Annotated in this window: 16 protein-coding genes, 1 tRNA gene and 4 pseudogenes; 12 read left to right on the forward strand and 9 right to left on the reverse strand. The window is 59.2% G+C overall.

What is annotated here, in order from left to right; translation table 11 throughout:
- Window positions 1-266: 266 nt before the first annotated feature.
- The gene (locus BHMPCIPO_RS24810) at window positions 267-1,160 is read left to right on the forward strand and encodes a hypothetical protein (protein WP_173519405.1); all 894 of its coding nucleotides are present in this window, start codon (window positions 267-269) and stop codon (window positions 1,158-1,160) included.
- 55 nt (window positions 1,161-1,215) lie between these two features.
- On the opposite strand, the gene BHMPCIPO_RS24815 is transcribed toward BHMPCIPO_RS24810, so the two are convergent.
- From BHMPCIPO_RS24815 to BHMPCIPO_RS24830, 4 genes are all read right to left on the reverse strand, one after another.
- Window positions 1,216-1,965, reverse strand: coding sequence for a hypothetical protein (locus BHMPCIPO_RS24815; protein WP_173519406.1), 750 nt, complete (start codon window positions 1,963-1,965; stop codon window positions 1,216-1,218).
- Window positions 1,965-2,141, reverse strand: coding sequence for a hypothetical protein (locus tag BHMPCIPO_RS24820; protein ID WP_173519407.1), 177 nt, complete (start codon window positions 2,139-2,141; stop codon window positions 1,965-1,967). Before BHMPCIPO_RS24820 ends, BHMPCIPO_RS24815 begins: the two co-directional genes overlap by 1 nt.
- Window positions 2,142-2,442: 301 nt before the next feature.
- Window positions 2,443-2,545: transfer RNA gene (locus BHMPCIPO_RS24825), tRNA-Pro, on the reverse strand.
- A 73-nt stretch (window positions 2,546-2,618) separates the two neighbouring features.
- Window positions 2,619-3,458, reverse strand: coding sequence for a DUF429 domain-containing protein (locus tag BHMPCIPO_RS24830; protein ID WP_173519408.1), 840 nt, complete (start codon window positions 3,456-3,458; stop codon window positions 2,619-2,621).
- Between the two features lie 391 nt (window positions 3,459-3,849).
- On the opposite strand from BHMPCIPO_RS24830, the gene BHMPCIPO_RS24835 reads away from it, so the two are divergent.
- From BHMPCIPO_RS24835 to BHMPCIPO_RS33120, 4 genes and pseudogenes are all read left to right on the forward strand, one after another.
- Window positions 3,850-4,104: a type II toxin-antitoxin system VapB family antitoxin gene (locus BHMPCIPO_RS24835; RefSeq protein WP_173519409.1), complete on the forward strand. Its 255-nt coding sequence runs from the start codon at window positions 3,850-3,852 to the stop codon at window positions 4,102-4,104.
- Window positions 4,104-4,490 (forward strand): type II toxin-antitoxin system VapC family toxin, encoded by a 387-nt coding sequence (locus BHMPCIPO_RS24840; RefSeq protein WP_173519410.1) that lies wholly within the window; start codon window positions 4,104-4,106, stop codon window positions 4,488-4,490. Before BHMPCIPO_RS24835 ends, BHMPCIPO_RS24840 begins: the two co-directional genes overlap by 1 nt.
- 3 nt (window positions 4,491-4,493) lie before the next feature.
- Window positions 4,494-5,419, forward strand: a pseudogene (locus BHMPCIPO_RS33115) (integrase); the annotation flags it as partial.
- Window positions 5,389-5,484: pseudogene (locus tag BHMPCIPO_RS33120) on the forward strand (recombinase family protein); the annotation flags it as partial. The pseudogenes BHMPCIPO_RS33115 and BHMPCIPO_RS33120, both read left to right, overlap by 31 nt.
- A gap of 117 nt (window positions 5,485-5,601) precedes the next feature.
- Here the strand turns inward: BHMPCIPO_RS33120 and serA are convergent.
- On the reverse strand, window positions 5,602-6,840 hold the full coding sequence (gene serA / locus BHMPCIPO_RS24845) for a phosphoglycerate dehydrogenase (protein WP_173519411.1): 1,239 nt from the start codon (window positions 6,838-6,840) through the stop codon (window positions 5,602-5,604).
- Window positions 6,841-7,009: 169 nt separating this feature from the next.
- On the opposite strand from serA, the pseudogene BHMPCIPO_RS33125 reads away from it, so the two are divergent.
- Window positions 7,010-7,763 (forward strand): annotated as a pseudogene (locus tag BHMPCIPO_RS33125) (site-specific integrase); the annotation flags it as partial.
- A 174-nt stretch (window positions 7,764-7,937) separates the two neighbouring features.
- Window positions 7,938-8,144: a KTSC domain-containing protein gene (locus tag BHMPCIPO_RS24850; protein WP_173519412.1), complete on the forward strand. Its 207-nt coding sequence runs from the start codon at window positions 7,938-7,940 to the stop codon at window positions 8,142-8,144.
- 236 nt (window positions 8,145-8,380) lie between these two features.
- Here the strand turns inward: BHMPCIPO_RS24850 and BHMPCIPO_RS24855 are convergent.
- Window positions 8,381-9,290, reverse strand: a pseudogene (locus BHMPCIPO_RS24855) (nucleotidyltransferase and HEPN domain-containing protein).
- A gap of 705 nt (window positions 9,291-9,995) precedes the next feature.
- On the opposite strand from BHMPCIPO_RS24855, the gene BHMPCIPO_RS24860 reads away from it, so the two are divergent.
- From BHMPCIPO_RS24860 to BHMPCIPO_RS24880, 5 genes are all read left to right on the forward strand, one after another.
- Window positions 9,996-10,973, forward strand: a complete 978-nt coding sequence (locus BHMPCIPO_RS24860; RefSeq protein WP_173519413.1) for a tripartite tricarboxylate transporter substrate-binding protein — start codon at window positions 9,996-9,998, stop codon at window positions 10,971-10,973.
- Window positions 10,974-11,197: 224 nt separating this feature from the next.
- Window positions 11,198-11,659, forward strand: a complete 462-nt coding sequence (locus BHMPCIPO_RS24865; RefSeq protein ID WP_173519414.1) for a tripartite tricarboxylate transporter TctB family protein — start codon at window positions 11,198-11,200, stop codon at window positions 11,657-11,659.
- A gap of 10 nt (window positions 11,660-11,669) precedes the next feature.
- On the forward strand, window positions 11,670-13,175 hold the full coding sequence (locus tag BHMPCIPO_RS24870) for a tripartite tricarboxylate transporter permease (protein WP_173519415.1): 1,506 nt from the start codon (window positions 11,670-11,672) through the stop codon (window positions 13,173-13,175).
- 677 nt (window positions 13,176-13,852) lie between these two features.
- Window positions 13,853-14,557 carry a Crp/Fnr family transcriptional regulator gene (locus tag BHMPCIPO_RS24875; protein ID WP_173519416.1) on the forward strand — a complete coding sequence of 235 codons (705 nt, stop codon included), beginning with the start codon at window positions 13,853-13,855 and terminating at the stop codon, window positions 14,555-14,557.
- A gap of 53 nt (window positions 14,558-14,610) precedes the next feature.
- Complete coding sequence (locus BHMPCIPO_RS24880) at window positions 14,611-14,826, forward strand: hypothetical protein (RefSeq protein WP_173519417.1); 216 nt, start codon at window positions 14,611-14,613, stop codon at window positions 14,824-14,826.
- A 56-nt stretch (window positions 14,827-14,882) separates the two neighbouring features.
- Here the strand turns inward: BHMPCIPO_RS24880 and BHMPCIPO_RS24885 are convergent, their stop codons facing one another.
- The 3 genes from BHMPCIPO_RS24885 to repC form a co-directional block, all read right to left on the reverse strand.
- A complete protein-coding gene (locus tag BHMPCIPO_RS24885) occupies window positions 14,883-16,037 on the reverse strand; it encodes an RHE_PE00001 family protein (protein WP_173519418.1) in 1,155 nt (384 codons plus the stop codon).
- 295 nt (window positions 16,038-16,332) lie between these two features.
- Entirely contained in the window at window positions 16,333-16,863 is a 531-nt protein-coding gene (locus BHMPCIPO_RS24890) for a hypothetical protein (RefSeq protein ID WP_173519419.1), read from the reverse strand.
- A 598-nt stretch (window positions 16,864-17,461) separates the two neighbouring features.
- Window positions 17,462-18,757, reverse strand: coding sequence for a plasmid replication protein RepC (repC, locus tag BHMPCIPO_RS24895; protein ID WP_173519420.1), 1,296 nt, complete (start codon window positions 18,755-18,757; stop codon window positions 17,462-17,464).
- Between the last annotated feature and the right edge of the window lie 67 nt (window positions 18,758-18,824).

Genomic DNA, 18,824 nt, shown 5'->3' on the forward strand with positions numbered 1-18,824 from the left:
ATTCTAGCCATTTTTGCGGAGTGACCACAAAGGGTAGCTATTGAAATCCTCCAATTGTTGACATTTCTGGACGTTGGTCCTCAACAGTGGTCCACTCGAAACCAGTCGGCCGGGGCCAAAAGCACTTGTTTCCGGGCTCCTCTGGTTGGAATCTGGTGGCTCTCTTCTGGAGACGGCGCTCCTTGGCTACTATGGCTTCAATGGCTGACAGAGGACAGGCTGCGGTACAATTCCTTGACCCGCTGCGTTGATAATTAGGGTGGCCCATGACGTATTTCAGCGAAAAGGAAGAAGGTGATCTGCCTCGGGACAAGGAGGAAGTAGGTGAAGGGGTGTGGGGCGGCATTAAGGCGCTTATCACTGCCCGAATAGATGATGGCTCGTTTGGCGCGACCTACGCTCTTTCGTGTGAAGATAGGCGGGGGCCCATAGGCACTGACGCGGATGCCCTTTGGCAAGCGATGCGGGCAGAAATTCCAGACCTTCAAGTACGTGTATTGCCGCCGTGGTACCACGGAGAAGACATGCCACGAACGCTGGATGCCCTTGATATGATCCAGTTTTGCTGGCGGTGCGTCGGAAAGCCGATCCACCAAAGTTATCATCCATACTTTCAACACTATCATCTGCGGTTCGAAGTCGAGGAGGGCCGCGAAGACTTCCGAACAGATATTAATCGGATTTTCCGACGCAATGGCCTTGCCTACGAACTCAAGGAGGATGGCAGCATTGAACGTCTTGTCCCTCCAGTGCTGCGTGAGGCGCTTGCGTCAGCATATTTTCACACCCGCGATTCTGAGCTTAATCGCATGCTGGAGACAGCGCGTTCCAAGATTGGCGATCCAGGCGAGGAAATACGAAGAGAAGCACTGGAGAAGCTTTGGGACGCATGGGAGCGACTAAAGACGCTGGGCACCGGTTCCGACAAAAAGTCACAGGCTATCGCCCTCCTCGATGCCACTGCGGGTGCATCCTCCCCAATACTCCGGGAAGCATTGGAGAGAGAGGCCCGTGAACTCAGCTGGATCGGGAATCACATGCAAATACGCCACTCGGAGAAGGGAAAGGAACAGGTCGCGAAGGGTGAACACATCGACTACCTTTTCCATCGGCTCTTCAGCCTCATTCAGGTAATTCTCCGCTTGAACAAGGAGATTTGATTAGGGGATGCGCTTTTTGGCAGAGACGAAGTGTCCTCCCGTGTCACCCATGGCGTCATCCGCCTGCGGCTGCGGCCACAGCTTCAACGTTTGCCCCGCCATGGGCGCTTCGAGCCTGCCGAATGAACGTCTTAATCTCTGATCTGAGCCGTTCCAGGTCCCCAATCGCTAGGTCGTCGCCGATCCCGTTTACCTTCTCTAACACGGCTTCCGCACCCGCTATGAATTCGTCGTCGCCGGTGAGCAGAAATCCTTTATTGCACCGTTCCAGCGCAATGGCACAATCCGTCGAACGAGCCTCAAGTGCTACCTGCAAAAGGTGCTTCTCGAACTGATGGAACGTCGCCAACTCGTCCAAGGCCCTCGAAAAACTAATGTTAAAGGCTGGGACATTTTCTGGGTCGTATTCAATCCAGTCAGTTCTCTTGAGATCAGACGGCGCGGTGCCTTCCTTAGACTTCACGATGATAAGCGGCTTTCCGCACATGGCAGCAAAGCCTAATTCCAAAGCGATATTTGCCATCGCCGTAATGCGCGTTTGCTCTGAAAAAATCGCAACGGTGAAACCGGTAGCGCGAATGAGGCCGAGTATGCGTTCTAGGTAATCTTTTCCGCCGGTTGTGGTGGTTGCATCAGTTCCCACATAGCCGCGCTGCTGGAGTCCGTCGATGACCGCCGCGTTGATAGCTATATCGATTTCCGGAGGGGTACCGAGCTGCCTCATAATAAATGCATGCTTCGGTAGGAGTTTTTTCGGTGGCTGGTCAAGCACTGCTTCAGACAGTGGAGAGAAGACCAGCGGCATTACTTTTTCCTTGTAGCGTCGACGACCCCTTTATAGGGGCCGGGCGTCTTCTTTTGTTCGATGATGCGACCTGTAGAAGTGTCGACTTTTACCCAACGACCCGTCACGGGATTTTGGATTTGAACACGCTCTTTAACAGCGCCTTTTCTATATGAATCTCCAGTGTTCTTAGCCATGTCCGGGTCCTTGGAAGTACCATCCCCATATAAGTGGCATGGCCATTTCTGACTTTCAAACCAAAAGTTGCCTTGGTCGGCTTGCTCCCAAAAACATAGACGGGCTTGAAAAACGCGATGGGCTCCCCTGGCCATATCCTTTCGCCTTTACCTCTTGCCGCTGACGTCAGCCGATGCATGCGGGCAAGACGACGAACCCAGACGACTAGGACAACGTATCGTTAGGTATTTCGTTAGGCGCAAGAACTTTCCATGAGAGAAAAGCGCGTTGATGCCGACTATGAAACAAGGCTTTACCGGCTGGTCGGAGTGGCGCGATTCGAACGCGCGACCCCCACGTCCCGAACGTGGTGGTGCGGTCATATCACGCCTCATACCCGAAACCTCCCCTCCCCGACATCCCCTGCAGCCGAGTTCGCCAACAGTCCGCCGCGCCGCCTGCGCCGTCACGTCGAGGGTGCCCCGGCAGCCTGCTCCTCAAATGAAGTGTGTGGGAGCCGTATAGCCCGAAAGCGTCGGATCGGCGATCCAGCCCTCGTTGGGATCGCCATCGGAGGGCGCGCCAAAACCGTCAAAACGACGCCGCCAGGACCAAGCGGCTTGCACCGCGCACAACAGGGCGTCCAGCCTGTCGGCGCCTGGATCCTCGCATAGGCTGTCCGGCGCGTCCACGAAGATGCCGTGGGTTGATGACAGGATTCCGTCGCGCAAGGCGACAAGGATGTCGCGACGGGCTTGAGCGTGCTCCGCCGTCTGCTTGCTGCGCGTGTCCTGCTTATAGCTTCGTCGACCAATAATCTGGCGTGCCAAGACACCCGGGTAGGCTTCGACGACAACACGATGCGGATCACCCGTCAACAGAGAGGGCACTGTTGCACCCGACCGCAAGACTCGGGCCGCGCCTTCATAGAACATCAGGCCGACCGGCACTCCGAACAGCTTCTGCGGACTGATCGAGCCGGCAGCAATGTCGGTGCGGCGACGATGCTCCTTGTCACCCTTCAGTCGCGTTGTACGATACCCATCGAGCGCCGCGCGGAAATTAGCCCGTCCAAGACCGTGTGCGTATGCGACATAGTCGGCCCAGCGCTTCGGCCAACCGATGGTTTCGATGAATCGGCTTGCTTGCCCGAACGGGAAGTCGATGCCGGCAATCCAGGGACCTGGTTCCTGCAGAGCGCCCTCAAACCCCTCAAAGTCCGCCCACTCGATCAGGCTCCGGACGATCAACAGGTCATCCTCGAGTTCACAGTCAACGCAGGTGATCGGCTTGCGTCGCCGCGGCGCACTGGTGAAATCAATGCCGAATACGCGCATGATGGCCCCTATCCCCGCTCGTTCCCGAAGCACCCAAACTCGCATCGGGTTTCTACAATGTACAGCGGCAGACGAAGATGCGCGCGGGGCAGCACCTCATGCCCGCCGCTGAGCCCACAATGCCTCCAAGGCTTCCCATACAGATTTCATAAACAATTAACCATATGAATTATCGTCGAAATTCTTGCAAACAGAAATCAAATCACAATTTACTTCCGTCATCCAGACGCCGTTTCGCAAATGATATTACTATCGATAGTTTTCAAGTATCGATATTGATGAGTATGGAAGCAGTCGCGCTGATAAGCAGGCCCAATCCCTCGCATTGCCCGCGGCCCGCGACTATGTTACAAAGGTATAATCTAGACAATTAGGAACCTTGGACGACAGTATGGCGCTGAGCATCAAAGACCACGACACCGAACAGCTGGCCCGCACTCTTGCCGAACGGACCGGCGAAAGCATTACACTGGCAACTAAGCGCGCGCTCGAAGAGCGCCTGCGACGCCTTGGCTCTGACATGCGCAAAGCCGCTCTTCTCGAGGATCTCGAAGCGATTCAGCGACGCTGGAACGACCGACCTGTACTCGACGGCCGAACCGCCGACGAGATTCTCGGCTACGACGAGAACGGACTGCCATCCTGATGGTCATCGATACATCCGTTCTTGCCGCCATCGCCTTCAATGAGCCGGAAGCGGCCACTTTCCGCGAGCGCATCGCAGACGACCCCGTAAGGCTCATCTCCGCAGCGACCGTTCTTGAGGCAGCCTTGGTGATCGAAACTCGACTTGGGGAAGCCGCAGGCGCCGACCTCGACCTCTGGCTTTACAAGGCAGAAGTCGAAATCGTGCCGGTTACAGCCGAACATGCCGATCGTGCGCGGCGCGCTTGGCGGCGCTATGGCAAGGGCCGTCATCCGGCCAGCCTCAACTACGGCGATTGTTTTTCCTATGCTCTTGCCGCGCTGTCCGGAGAACCGCTCCTCTACAAGGGTAACGATTTTTCGCAAACCGACATCGATGCGGCGTGAGGAATTGTTCATGGCAGCTCGAACCGACCCAGCAAAAGCGCCCGCGGATGTTTCGGCGCTGAAGAACTCGGCGCTCTGGACGCCATCCTGCCCTTCGATCGGCGCGACCAGCTTCAGCCCTTCTCACCGATGAAGACGTCGCTACGCTTAAGCATCTCGCCGGCGAGGGCATGGGAGGCAATACGCTGCGGGCGCTTGCGTCAGACCTTGGCTATCTCGAAGGCTGGTGCAACCTCGCTACTGGGTTTCCCCTCCCCTGGCCGGCCCCGGAAAGTCTACTGCTGAAGTTCGTCGCCCATCATCTCTGGGACCCGGTCAAGCGCGCGAGGATCCGGACCACAGCATGCCGCGGACGTGGAGGCCGGGTTGCGCGATCGTCGCCTGCTGGGAGCAAAAAGCCCCCATGCTCCCAACACGATGCGCCGACGGCTGACGAGCTGGTCGAACCTGACCCGTTGGCGGGGCTTACAAGGGTGCTTCGACGGCCCCTCGCTCAAATCCGCGTTGCGGCTCGCAGTGCGCGCGAGCGCGCGACCACGACAACGAGAAAGCAAGAAGGCGGTCACGGTGCGACATCCTGGCCAAAGCTGCTGCAGGCTTGCGGTGGCGAGCGGCTGGTCGATCTGCGCGACCGGGCCCTGCTTCTGGCCGCTTTCGCGTCTGGCGGGCGGCGGCGATCCGAAGTCGCGGCATTGCGGGTCGAGGATCTCGTCGACGAAGATCCCGTTCGTGCCGATCCGAACGATATGGCCTTCCCGCCCCTTCCCTGCCTTTCGAGCCGCCTCGGCCGCACAAAGACGACGACAAGCGACGAGGACGGGCGTGTGATCCTGATCGGCCGGCCGGTATCGGCACTGAGATACTGGCTCGACGAGGCTCAGATCAAGGAAGGTCCCGGGTTCCCGCGCAACTGGACCAGATGGGAGAACGACCCGTGCGCGGCGGCAAGAAATGGCAGCCCTCCTCCGTCCGGGACCTTGTGGACGAAGCCCACCCATGCAGGAACGGCGGGGCAGTTGCGACCGCACGCGGCTCCACCAGGCCTACGAGCTCAGCGATGGCATCAAACCAAAGGTGCTCATTCGCTGGTGCGCTGAGCTCCGGTCAGCTGTCAGTAGAGTAATCGCGTTCGTATCGTTCCAGGAATTTCGCGTAGGGACTGAAGAATCTCCTCGGCATTTGCGGAAATTCCTTCGGCCTCGACCACCACATAGCCCGTGTCGCCATGCGTCTGAAGGAACTCAGCCATGATGTTTAGCCCGCGCGACGAGAAGATCTCGTTGAGTTGGATGAGCATGCCGGGGCGGTTTTCATGCACGTGAATGAAACGCGTGCCGTTCGGTCGTTCGGGCAGCTGTACCTGCGGAAAGTTGACGGCGCCCATCGTTGAGCCGATGTCGGAATACTCGACCAGCTTCCTTGAAACCTCCCCGCCGATGCGCTCTTGGGCTTCCTCAGTGGAGCCGCCGATATGCGGCGTCAGAATGACATTGTTCAAGCCTTGCAACGGCGTCTCAAAACGCTCGTTGTTCGATGCTGGCTCCTTGGGGAAGACGTCGACGGCCGCACCCGCTAGATGCCCGTCTTTCAGGACTTTCGCAAGCGCATCGAGATCGACCACCGTGCCGCGAGAATTATTGATGAAGATGGCGCCCTTTTTCATGCGGCGCAATTCGGTCTCGGTGATCATGTTATGAGTCGAAGGTGTTTCGGGAACGTGCATTGTCACATAGTCAGAAATTTCGAGAAGGTCGCCGAGCGAAGCCATCGACTCCGAATTGCCCCGGCGCAGCCGCTCGGAAAGATCGAAGTAACGCACGATCATGCCCATGCTTTCGGCAAGCGCGCTGAGCTGTGATCCGATATTGCCGTAGCCGACAATGCCGAGCGTTTTGCCGCGGACCTCCCGGCTGCCGACAGCGGACTTCTCCCACCCACCTTGATGCGCGGAAGCCGAGCGCGGAAAGATCTGCCTTGTCAGCATGATAATCTCGCCGATCACAAGCTCGGCCACCGATCGCGTGTTTGAATAAGGTGCATTGAACACTGGAATGCCGCGCCGCCGCGCTGCATCCAGATCGACTTGGTTCGTACCGACGGAAAAACAGCCAACGGCGATCAGTTTCTTGGCGGATTCGAAGATCTCGTCCGTCAGCTGCGTGCGGGAACGAATGCCGATGATATGCGCGTCGGCGATGTGGCGCCTAAGATCCTTGTCGTCGAGCGCCTTCGGCAAATGAATGAGGTTGGTGTAGCCGGACGACGAAAAGTAGTCCACCGCGGTCTGGCTAATGCCTTCCAGCAGAAGCACGGAAATTCGGTCGCGTGGGAGAGAAAGTTGGCGGCTCATAAATATTGCTCCGATCTCCGAAAGGCCGATGTGGCTTCGTCGCCTATGAAGGTTTAAGCGGCCGGACAGGCTAACATCAACACCTTGATACCGCGAACGGTCTCAACGTACCGCGGCTTTCCATGCTCCCTACCCAAACGTTGGCAAGAAAGGATGACCTAGGCTTCGCCAACTCGCCACTGGCACTCCCCTCTCTTGGCCCGCGCCCGATCCTGCTGCTCAAATTCGTCGCCTACCAACTCTGGGATCCGGTGAAGCGCGCCGAGGATCCGACCCACGGCATGCCGGCGGAGGTAGAAAAGGGCCTGCGCGCTCGTCGGTTGCTTCGGGCTGCTCAAGTCCGCCCTGCGCCTTGCCGTTCGCGCCAGCGCGCGACCACGACAGCGCAAGAGCAAAGTCGGTTACAGCCGATGTTCTGGCTCAATTGTTGCTGGCCTGACTGGCGAGCGCCTGGTGGACGTGCGCGATCGGGCTCTGCTTCTGGTCGCAGTCGCCTCCGGCGGCGTCGACAGTCCGAACTGGCAGCACTGCGCATCGAGGACCTCACCGACGAAGAGCCCGTCCGTCCCGCCGATCAAGACTCCCCTCTCCTCCCCAGCCTCTCCATCCGCCTGGGCCGAACGAAGACGACCGCCAGCGACGACGACGAACATGCGCTCCTGGGACAACATCGACCGGCGGGCGCTGACGCCGCGATCGGTCAATCTGATCCTGAAACGCCGCCGCAAACAGGCAGTCTCGATCCGGCATTGTTTTCGGCGCATGGATTGCGGCGGGCTATCTGACTGAGGCCGGCATCCGCGGCATTCCCATTCCCCTCCCGAGGCCATGCAGTGGTCACGGCATAAGCGTGTCGCGCAGGCGGCACGCTATTACAAGGACGTAGAACCCAGCGGGGTAGAGCGTCACGGTTGCACACCTAGATCGCCTCAAGCCCAGCATTTGGAAGAAGACCGTCAGTCTGGCAGCTTCCGAACTGGGCATGGGCGGCATTGGTGAACACCCTATCGCAAAGTTGTGGGGGCCCAACATCGAAAGCTTACGACTCCGAACTAGATATCAAACGAGAACCACTTGCTTTTTCACGGAGGTTCCTAATGCCTTCCAATCTCATCAGGCGGGCCGACTACGATCCGCAGACGCGAAAACTTTCAATCTGGCTAGTAACGACACAGAACCGATACGACTATGAAAACGTCCCGCCAGAGACATACGAGGCTTTCCGACGCGTCTTCTCTAAAGGCCGGTTCTTCCACCGTCATATTCGCGATCGTTTTCGCTATCACGTGACGCCGCTCGGATAAGCAGTCCAGTCGGCTCAGTCCGCGCAAGAGCAAAACCGACAACAAAAGAACGTACGAGCAGCCCGGATAATCGGCTAACAACGCCGTTTCCAATGAGAGGGCATAGTGCTGGCCTCCCACCGCGATGCACCTCAAATGACGAAGAACTCCATGGCCCGGCAATCGCGCCGGCAGTATGCGAGGCTGTCGCACCATTGCGGACACGAAGCGCTGACTTGCGCAAGCGAGGCGAAGAGTTAGGTCGTGGCCGCTGCTCGAGCCAGTTCGGTCAGCCGCTCCGCACAAATCGTCTCCACAAGTCGGTGGAGATGCTCTGTCCGTTCGAGAAGCCAGGCAAGCGCTTCTTCGGTGATCTCGAAGTGCTTCGAATAGCGTGCCTTCACATAGGCTTCGTTGAGAATGTTGTACCAGGCGCTGAAGCGATGCTGATCCCGCGGCCAGGCCTCGATGAGCCGCTGATCACGGTCCTCGGCGAGACCGCGGAGAAATTTGAGGTTGTGCGAAGGTGGGCTGTAGTTGGTAAGGGTGAGGAGCATGCAGGAATAGGCAGTTTCTATTGATTGATGCAACTCAAAGGCCGAATGCCTCAACTGATTCTTCCCAACGAGATATTGGGCTGTGTCCAGAAAGCTAAGCGCTGACGGAAACTTGTCGTCGAAATGCTCCTTCGCCACCCTGAGCGCGTCGGCCGGCGAGAGCCGTTTCGGCTCGGCCAGAGGTCGGTCGTCGAGTTCGTAGAGCACGATGCCCTCGCGCAGAATATCGACGAAGAAATATTGGCCGTCGGCCAGGAAGTTGTTCACCTCGCGGGCGCCATGGACAATCAGCCCAACCGGCGTCGAGACGCCCTTGTCCCAAATCAGACGGTCGGTCGCCTTGTCAGTATTGCGGTTCTGCGAGCTTCTTCGAATTGACGATGACGAGGATATCGTAATCCGAGCGATAGCCCTTCATCGTATGCGGTTCGTCAACAAAGGTGCCGCGGGCGTAGGAGCCGAACAGGATGATCTTCAGGATCCGCCCGCGCTTCTTGAAGTCGGCCGAGCCACCCTCGAGCGCATCGGCAAACTCCTCGTGGACGATCTCCACGACGCGGGCAAGCTCGCGCTGCTTCTTCTCGGGAAGATGTTCGAGGCTCGTTCTCATACTCAACCGATAGGATAAAGACGACTCGTCGTCTACTACAGGAATTATGAGTAAGACACGCTTCTGACCTTGCGCACTTCCCATGAATCCTGCGCCGATCGCGTCGGCAAGGTCGGCGATCTGACCCAAGTCCCTTCATGTCCGAGCATCTGGAGTGGCAGCTCGCAACCGACCGTGAGCCACTTTTCCGCTCATGAGCAGATGACGTCCGTCCGTCGGCTGGCTCATTGCGCCTCCCTCCCCGAACATCCCACGGCTTCCGGTCTGTCGTGGGTGCTGGCGATTACAACACGCACTCAACCGCGCGTTTGATTGCACGCAGTAACCAGCTTGAAGCGCAATTCAGGTTGGCTGAGTTTTGTCGCGGCGGCAGGTCGTCGATCTCCGGATCGTCGGGTGGCTGCGGCAGTTTGGAGAAGACGTAGCGCAACCAGCAAAGGTTCGACATGGCAGGTGAAGCTGTCAAAACTCGACACAGGATCTCTGCTTGAAATTGCAATGGGCCTGTAATGGGTGGAAATCCACCCATGCGATCGGCCACATGTTTCCAAATCCACCCAAATCAAAGCCTGGGCCCGACAAATACGTGCCGTCGCCCCGCTAAGCCGTTGTCTATGCTATGATTGCGTTTGCAAATTGGGGTACCCAGATCCGGCGCGGGAGGAAACCTTGCCGGCTGGCCGATATTTCATCCGGGAGGAAGAGATGAAGACCCTGAATGCCCTGCTCGGCGCTGTCGCCGCCCTTTCGCTTTTCGCCGTTTCCGCCAAAGCGCAGACCTACCCCGAACGTTCGATCACCATGGTCGTGCCCTTCTCCGCCGGCGGCCCGACGGATACCGTCGCGCGTCTCGTGGCCGAATCCATGTCCAAGGATCTCGGCCAGCAGATCATCGTCGAGAACGTCGGCGGCGCCGGCGGCACGCTCGGCGCCGGGCGTGTCGCCCAGGCCGATCCCGATGGCTACACGGTGCTGCTGCACCATATCGGCATGGCGACCAGCGCCACGCTTTACCGCAAGCTTGCCTACGACACGCTGAATTCCTTTGAGTATGTCGGCCTCGTGACCGAAGTGCCGATGACCATCGTCGCGCGCAAGGATCTCGAGCCGACCGACCTCAAGGGTCTCGTCGACTACGTCAAGGCGAACAAGGATACGGTGACGGTCGCCAATGCCGGTATCGGCGCTGCCTCGCATCTTTGCGGCATGATGTTCATGAGCGCCATCGAGACACAGCTGACCACCGTGCCTTACAAGGGAACGGGCCCGGCGATGACCGATCTTCTCGGCGGTCAGGTCGACATCATGTGCGACCAGACGACCAACACCACGAAGCAGATTCAGGGCGGCACGATCAAGGCCTATGCGGTCACCTCACCGCAGCGCCTCAAGGTCTTCCCCGATCTGCCGACGACGACGGAAGCCGGCCTGCCGAACCTTCAGGTCGGCATCTGGCACGGCATCTACGCCCCGAAGGGCACGCCAGCGGAAGTGACCGAACGCCTGTCGAAGTCGCTGCAGGTCGCGCTCAAGGATCCGAACGTTGTCGCCCGCTTCGGCGAGCTCGGCACAGAACCCTCATCGGACGCTGATGCGACCCCAGCCGCGCTGAAGGCGAAGCTCGAGAGCGAGATCGCCCGCTGGAAGCCGGTGATCGAAGCTGCCGGCCAATACGCCGACTGACCGCCGCTCGTCGCGCCGCGCGCCGGTTCGCCCGGAAGCGCGGTGCTTCTGACATTGGGATGCCGCGACGGTGCCCGGAGGGGTCAAACACCGTCAACTGCCGTTGACAGCTGTCAACCTTCCGCCGCCCAATGCGCGAACCCGGCATTACGCCGGCAATGCCAATGCGGGAGGCCGTAAGAAAAGCCTCGGCCGGCTGCCCTGCTAGAACAAATGGGGATACGATGAAATCACTCTCCTTCGATACCACCAATGCGCTCTGCGGCGGGATATTGACGGCGGTCGGGCTGTTTTTCACCTGGCAGGCCTTCAACCTCGAGCTTGGCACCGCCTTTCGCATGGGTCCCGGCTATTTCCCGCTCATGCTCGCGGTTATTCTGACGCTGCTCGGCATCGTGATTCTCGTGCAGTCGGCTCGCGTCCAAGGCGAGCCCATGGGCCCGATCGCGCTGCGCGGCATGGCCTTCATCCTGCCCGCCCCCATCTTCTTCGGCCTGACGGTCCGGGGCCTCGGGTTCGTGCCGTCGCTATTCTTCACGGCGTTGATCGCCTGCTTCGCTTCGGGCCGGATGAAGCCGCTCATGGCAGTGGCGCTTTCTCTGGCGCTGACGGCCTTCTCCGTGGCGGTGTTCAGCTATGGCCTCGGCCTGCCCTTCCAGCGCTTCGGCCCCTGGGTTCAATTCTAGGAGACGCGCGATGGAACTCTTCAGTAATCTTGCGCTCGGCTTCGCAACCGCCGCCTCCCCTGCCAATCTGCTCTTCTGCCTGATCGGCGTTTTGCTCGGCACCTTGATCGGTGTGCTTCCAGGTATCGGCGCCACGGCGACCATTGCCATGCTGCTGCCAATCACCTTCCAGCTTGAGCCAGTCTCGTCGCTGATCATGCTCGCCGGCATCTACTACGGCGCCCAATATGGCGGCTCGACCACGGCGATCCTGATCAACATGCCCGGCGAATCCTCCTCGGCAGTCACTGCAATCGACGGCTACCAGATGGCCCGCAAGGGGCGCGCCGGCGCAGCGCTTGCAATTGCCGCTCTCGGCTCGTTCTTCGCCGGCACCGTTTCGACCTTCCTCGTTGCGGTCTTCGCGCCGCCGCTAACCGAGATCGCGCTGCAATTCGGCGCTGCCGAGTATTTCTCGCTGATGATCGTCGGCCTCGTTTCCTCGGTCGCGCTTGCCCACGGGTCGATCGTCAAGGCCTTGGCGATGGTGGCGCTCGGCCTGCTGCTCGGGCTGGTCGGCACCGATATCTATTCCGGCACGCCGCGCTTCACCCTCGGCATCCGCGAATACGCCGATGGCCTGAATTTCGTGGCGCTTGCCGTTGGTGTCTTCGGCATTGCCGAGATCCTGCGCAACCTGGAGAATGAACGCACCCGTGAAGTGCTGATGGCCAAGGTCACCGACCTGATGCCGACGCGGGATGATTTCAAGCGCATGTTTGCACCGGTCGTGCGTGGCACGATCATTGGCTCGGCGCTTGGCATTCTGCCGGGCGGCGGCGCGATCCTTGCCGCCTTCGCCTCCTATACGGTGGAAAAGCGCGTCTCGGACCGACCCGAGGAATTCGGGCATGGGGCCATCGCCGGTGTCGCCGGTCCGGAAAGCGCCAACAATGCCGGCGCACAGACCTCGTTCATCCCGCTCCTGACCCTCGGTATTCCCGCCAACCCGGTCATGGCGCTGATGATCGGCGCGATGATCATCCAGGGCATCGTGCCCGGCCCGAACGTCGCCACCGAGCAGCCCGCACTGTTCTGGGGCATCATCGCCTCGATGTGGATCGGCAATCTGATGCTGGTGGTCCTCAACCTGCCGCTGATCGGGCTTTGGGTGAAGCTGCTCAAGATCCCCTATTACGTCCTGTTCCCGATCATCATGGCGTTCTGCTCGATCGGGGTCTACAGCGTCAACTCCAACGTCTACGACCTCTATGCCGTCGCCTTCTTCGGCCTGGTCGGCTACCTGCTGTTGAAGCTGCGCTGCGAGCCGGCACCGCTGTTGCTTGGCTTCGTGCTCGGACCGCTGCTCGAGGAGAACCTTCGCCGCGCCATGATCCTGTCGCGTGGTGATCCCACGACCTTCGTGACCCGCCCGATCAGCGCCATCCTGCTCCTGATCGCAGCGCTCGTGCTTGTCGTCGTGTTCCTTCCGAGCGTAAAGGCCAAGCGCCAGGAGGTTTTTGTCGAGGAGGATTGATCTCTGCCAGCCGTTTTTACGGCATTATCAATACTAATCAATAACTTAAAATGCCGCCCCTCCACACGGTGGCGCGGCATTTTACTGCCATGCGGCATTCTGCCCCTGCGCGGTTTGCCACATTGAGCTTTGTCAATCCTCTCGCCTATTTCTGACTCATCGAGAGACGCGAGGACGAGCCTGAGCGATGACATGTCGCACGAAATCAAGATGGGACAGAGCCTTGCGCATTCTGTGCGCCATGGCCCTTTGCCTGCTCGGTTTCGCTCATCTCGGCCCGGCCCTCGCCGCTCCGCTGCCCGCGGTCGAATATGCGCGCTACACCCTTCCTGACGGCTCATCGCCGGACTTCTGCCAAACCGGCATTGACGAGAATGGGAAGGAAAAGCCGGCCCCCAAACATGTCTGCAGCGCCTGCCGGTTCTTTTGGGCCTTGTTGGCGCAGCCAGGCGACACTGTCGGGGAGCGCCTGCAAGGAAGCCTCTCGCCCGCCGTTACGGTGACCGCCGCGCCGCCTGCGACCTGCGTTCATTTTCCGAACTCCAGCCCACGTGGACCACCCGAAGCCGCTACCCGGCTTTGAAACTGCGTTGACAGCTGTCAACCCTCCTCCTTCGATGTCGGATGGCAACAAGGCGCCATGCCTCCTTGCATCCGCAATGCGGACATCATCTCCCATGCCCGAAACCCAATTCGCTGTCGCCTCTGCTGCGGCTCCTCCCCTCGCGTCCCTGACGAGGCCGGCGCGTTTGCCCGCCCGCAGCCGTGTGGTCGGTGAAAACTTCACGCTGCTTTTTGAAGGTGGCCGCAACCGCTCGCTCTTTCGCGTGCTCGACGGTTGCATCGTTCTCTCCCAGCTGCTCGACGACGGTCGCAGACAGATCACCGATGTGCTCGGCCCAGGTCGGCTCTTCGGCTTCACCATAGATGGACGCAACATTGCCACGGCCGAAACGCTGAGCATCGCGCGCATCGAGGCTCTGGGAGATGCCGAACTTCTCGCGAACAATTCGGCGATCGCCGGCGAGTTGAAAACGACACTGCATCGACTGCAGGCACACGCCACCCTGCTTGGTCGCAAGACCGCGAGCGAAAAGGTGGCAAGTGCATTGGTCGAACTGTCGCGCATCTTCAGTCACAGCGGTCGCAATGGCAATCCGGCCCGACTGAGCTTTCACCTGCACCTCACGCGGGCGGACCTTGCCGACTGGCTCGGCCTTACGGTCGAGACTGTCAGTCGCTGTCTCAATCGCTTCAAGCGGGAAGGGCTGATTGATTTCAGCCATCCAAAAACCATGCGTTTGCTCGACCCGGAACGGCTCGAAGCCGCCGCCGGCTTTACGCGCCAGCGGTTGGCAGGAAGCGGACGTCCCCCGAGCTGAACGTCTCTCAACAGGCCACCCCCACCCGGACTGCCTCCAGGAAAGGAAGAAGAATGATTGCAAGGCTAGTTTACAACGTGCCGATATTTGGCTGGATGCTGAAGGAAGCGGTGCAGGGATCGCAGACGGCAAAAGTGCTGTTTCTGATCAACTGCGCACTGATCTGGTTGCTCGCGATCGCCACCTTCGGCTACCCGGCGATTATCATTCCGGCGCTGGTTCTCGTGCCCGCGGTCTTTGTGGTGTTGATCCTGATCACCATGGGCTGACATCAAGGCACCTCACCTTAGCGATGCCCCTTGGCGACGTGAGCGCCACCCTGAAGCTAAAGCACCCCCCAGCCGCGGTAGCGTCCGCGGCCGGTCATTTCGCGGATGCCGAGTTCACGTATAAGGTTCAACGCACCGCGAGGCGTCACCCCGGCATGCTGGGCGACGAGCGCAGCAGAAACGATCGGACGGGACAGGACAAGCTCGATCAACGCGGGCAGGCTGCTGTTGGAACGGCGATCGCGGATACGCATCTCCATCTGGGTCTTGGCGAGCGACAATCGGTCGAGCTCTTTCAGGCCCAGATCCGCGGTTGCCGTCATCGCTTCGAGGAATGCACTCCACCGTGTCACCGGATCCTGTGCGCGGCGCCGCTCATGACGAACCGCTTTCTGCCCAGTATTGAAGGTGAGAAGATGCGAGGTAACCTTGCCGCGCGATCTCAGATAGGCGCTAACGAGCAGCGAGCCCAACCAGTGTTGCCGACGCAGCGGCTCGATCCGGTCCCAGGCGTCGAAGAGAAGCGCAGCGCCGAGACTGGCCGGTAGCTGATCCGCGCTCGCGACGGCATGGCGCCATTCGTCAATACGTGCATCCTCGTCCCATTCCTCGTCAAAGAGCAGGCCCAACTGCCCGACAGGCTCCTGTGTGGTCACACGGGCCGCCCGTTCGGCGATTTCAAGCGCGTCCATGTCGTGCGCTTCGAGCAGTTGCTGCGAACGGGCGATTGCCGCATCGATGGCCGCAAATTCGGCGGCCATCGGATTTGCCTCCTCTTCCTCCTCAAGCTGAGCGCTGTCCTCTAAGGTCGATGGCGGCTCGGATGGCGCAGCTGCGAGCAGATCGCCTGCGTTGCGGACGTTCCCCTGTTCCCCTCGAAGGGTAGCCAGGCCCGGCAGCGAAAGAGCCCAGGCCGGATCGGCCAGCCAGATACGCCGCCGCGCCCGAAGAACCGAATGCGCTATCGTCAGTTCATGCGTGGGAGCGCGCGCATCCATATGGGCATCGTGCAACACCAGGTCTTCGACATGGACGAGTTCGCCAGCCACCCAAAGGGCGGCCGCTGCGTCGAAGAAGTGACCACGCTCACGAAATCCGTCTTCGACCACATGGCGGTTTGCACGTTCGTCCAGTCGCGCCAAGGCGTCTTCCGCCGAAATCAGGAGTGGAAGCAGCGCTGGATGATATGGATCGGGAACCTGGTATCGCATTTCAAACTAAGGATGTTGCCGAAGAAACGGAACGTAACACGATAATCATTTCCGTCACAGACGCGATGCCTTCGGTGTCAGGTCGTCCAAACGCGGCATTGCCAAAGGTGCCGGTGAAGGGAATGGTATCCGACAAACTCGCAGGGCAAATCTTCGGGACTGAGTTCATCAGCCTGAGAATTCGATGCGTGTCGATTGTTGACAGCTGTCAACGCATGTCATCACGAGCCAGGTTGCCACTTGGAGACGCGCCGCGAAGGCATCAGGGGGCCGGTCTGATAGACCATCAGACAAGTTAGTTTCCCCGGGCCGGACGCAGCCAGATATATGCAGGATTGGCAATTGCTTCGCTGATCGTCTGAGCGGTCAACTCCGGCGTCTCTGTATTTGGAACGACCTGCCCAAGCAGATGCAGGTTGCGTTCGATCGCCTGGCATATCCGCAACACCATATCCCCCAATCGCTCGCGCTCAATGCGGTTTGCTTCCCGATCAATGACGCGATCGATCGGCGCCCAAAGCGTGAAAACAGAGACGGGTGCCTTATCGGGTAGTCCGCTGCAGAACAGATCAAGCTTTTCGGCATCGTCGAAAACGTATTCGAAGGGAACCTTGGAAGCTCCCATTGTCAGATAGGCAGTGGCGAGTGCAGCGCTGGCCCGGTAGGTAGAACCAGGTCTCAAGGAATGTCGAACGTTTTCAGGGGCAAAATGGCGCAAAGCGTCACCGGCGATGTTGATCGCACCGGGATGGCGCCTTGCAAGAACCCGGCTCACCGTTGTCTCCCCGACCCCGGCCGGTCCGTTGATAACAATGACATGTGACATCGACTGAAGGTCCTCGGTTGCTTGATGCTTCAACACGATAGCCGGAAGCTCTCGGTGTTGCCGGCATGCACGTTTCGCCAAGAGGGAAGGGCAGGGCTTAAAGTTGGTTTCGGACAAGTACATTTCTTGGCCGGACTTGGGTCTTATCCTTCTAGCTCAGAATAAAACCTATCGCCTCATGCGGTTGACAGCTGTCAACATAAGAGCCGCCTTCAGCCCGAAGACTGAGTATCTTCTTCGTTCTCGGGCCCACGAGCGTGCAAAACCTGGGCAATAGACCTGATCTTGCGCTCCGCTATCCCGCGTCGCTGAGAGGCAGCCGTTCTCACATTCGCAGGCGCACAACATGAGGCTCCAATGGCCGTCCGCGCGACGGAAGAAATCAGTCGTTTTCCTTCCGTAACGGATGAAAACATCAATCTTTTCTTGGAGATGGCGGAAGGCTGATTTGAATCCCGAGCGTTAGATTATCCCAAAGATATCAACGAATCCCTTCAAGCAAGTTTCCTGCATTTGCTCGCCTTATACAAGATCTCGCTGCCGACTATCGAAGGAGCACCGGCTCCCGGACGATCGCCTTCCATTCTGAGCGGGGCGATTATCCATCCATTGCAGCAACCGACGTCTGGGCGCGTAGGCGCGCCGCCAACATTGCGGAGACAGCAAACGACTGGGTCTTCGCCCGGCGCGTCAGATCCCGCAGATAGGCACCCACTGAGCGAATGTGCTCCGCGCGTTCAAGAAGGCAGGCAAGCACGGTGGCCGTCGTTTCTGGACCGAGTGTAGCGCAGGCTTCGTCGTAGGCATCAGGGCTGATCGCAAGCATGTTTTTGACCACAGTTGCGGCCGTCAGAAGATCGCGCCAATTGTCGATACGACCGGATGGGCCGTAGTCGCGGATCTGCGGGCAGGCTCTCAAAACGAGAGGCAGGGGTACTGAGCGGTTCAGGGAAGAGGTTTCCCCGCGATGCTGATGGGACTTTTGCACCGCAGATGTTTCGACCTTTGCGAGTTTACCCATATCGTGGCTGAGTTCCGGCACATCTGCTGAAGGCTTGCACGACAATTTCACCCCAAGTCTTTCATCAGCCGGTTCAGATTCAGAAAGATAATCGGATTCTGAATTCTGTATGTGCCGCTCATTTTGGCGTTCATTGGCAGCCGTATTTTGTGTTTTTAGTAGGTTTTCCAGACGATTAGTCAGCTCGTCCTGCAGTTGGGCGAGAACGGGAAGGACGCGTTCGATTTCAGCGATGGAGGGCTTGCGCGAGAGAGACATATAGATGGCCTGGCAGTGGATCTCCGCCTGCTCTGCATAGGCGAGGTCAGAGGAGCGCAGTAGATCGACCAGCTTCGCAACGTCGCGGCGGCTGAGGCTCACGCGTTCACGCATCACCTGAAGATACCGCCGATCGGCTTCGAGACGCGCAGCCTCCGCTTCGAACTCGGCCATACGGGCGAGCAACGGAGCAAGGTCGAACCCGAATGCCTGGCCGATTGCGCCTTGACGGTCGCGTCGAGCGTAGCGTTTGCCGTTGGGGCTGTCGCGCCGGAGAATAAGGCCGGCCTCGATCAGGGTGGCGAGATGCCGCCTGAGCGTCGTCTCGGCCATGCCGTGCGTTCTCAGCGAAAGCTGAGCGTTGGACGGAAACACGACGAGGCCGTCGGCCGCCGCAAGTTCCGTCTTCGGGTAGAACGACAGCAAGGCGTTCAAGACGGCAAGAGAACGATCGGAAACCCCAAGGCTCGACTTGGCGGCGCAGACCGTTCGAAACAATTTCCATTTGTCGACCTTGCCTTCGTTAACGGCCGAAGCGCTGGAAAGCTGGCGTGCCAACATTCCAAGCGACATCGCCCGCCGCCCGAAGGGCGTCGTGACAATCCCACAATCCATTCGTCTTCACCTTTTTCAAGGCAAAAGAAATCCGTTCGCCGAAACGACGTTGAAAACTCTTGACACC

The sequence above is a fragment of the Ensifer sesbaniae genome, from assembly GCF_013283665.1.
Lineage (GTDB): Bacteria > Pseudomonadota > Alphaproteobacteria > Rhizobiales > Rhizobiaceae > Ensifer > Ensifer sesbaniae.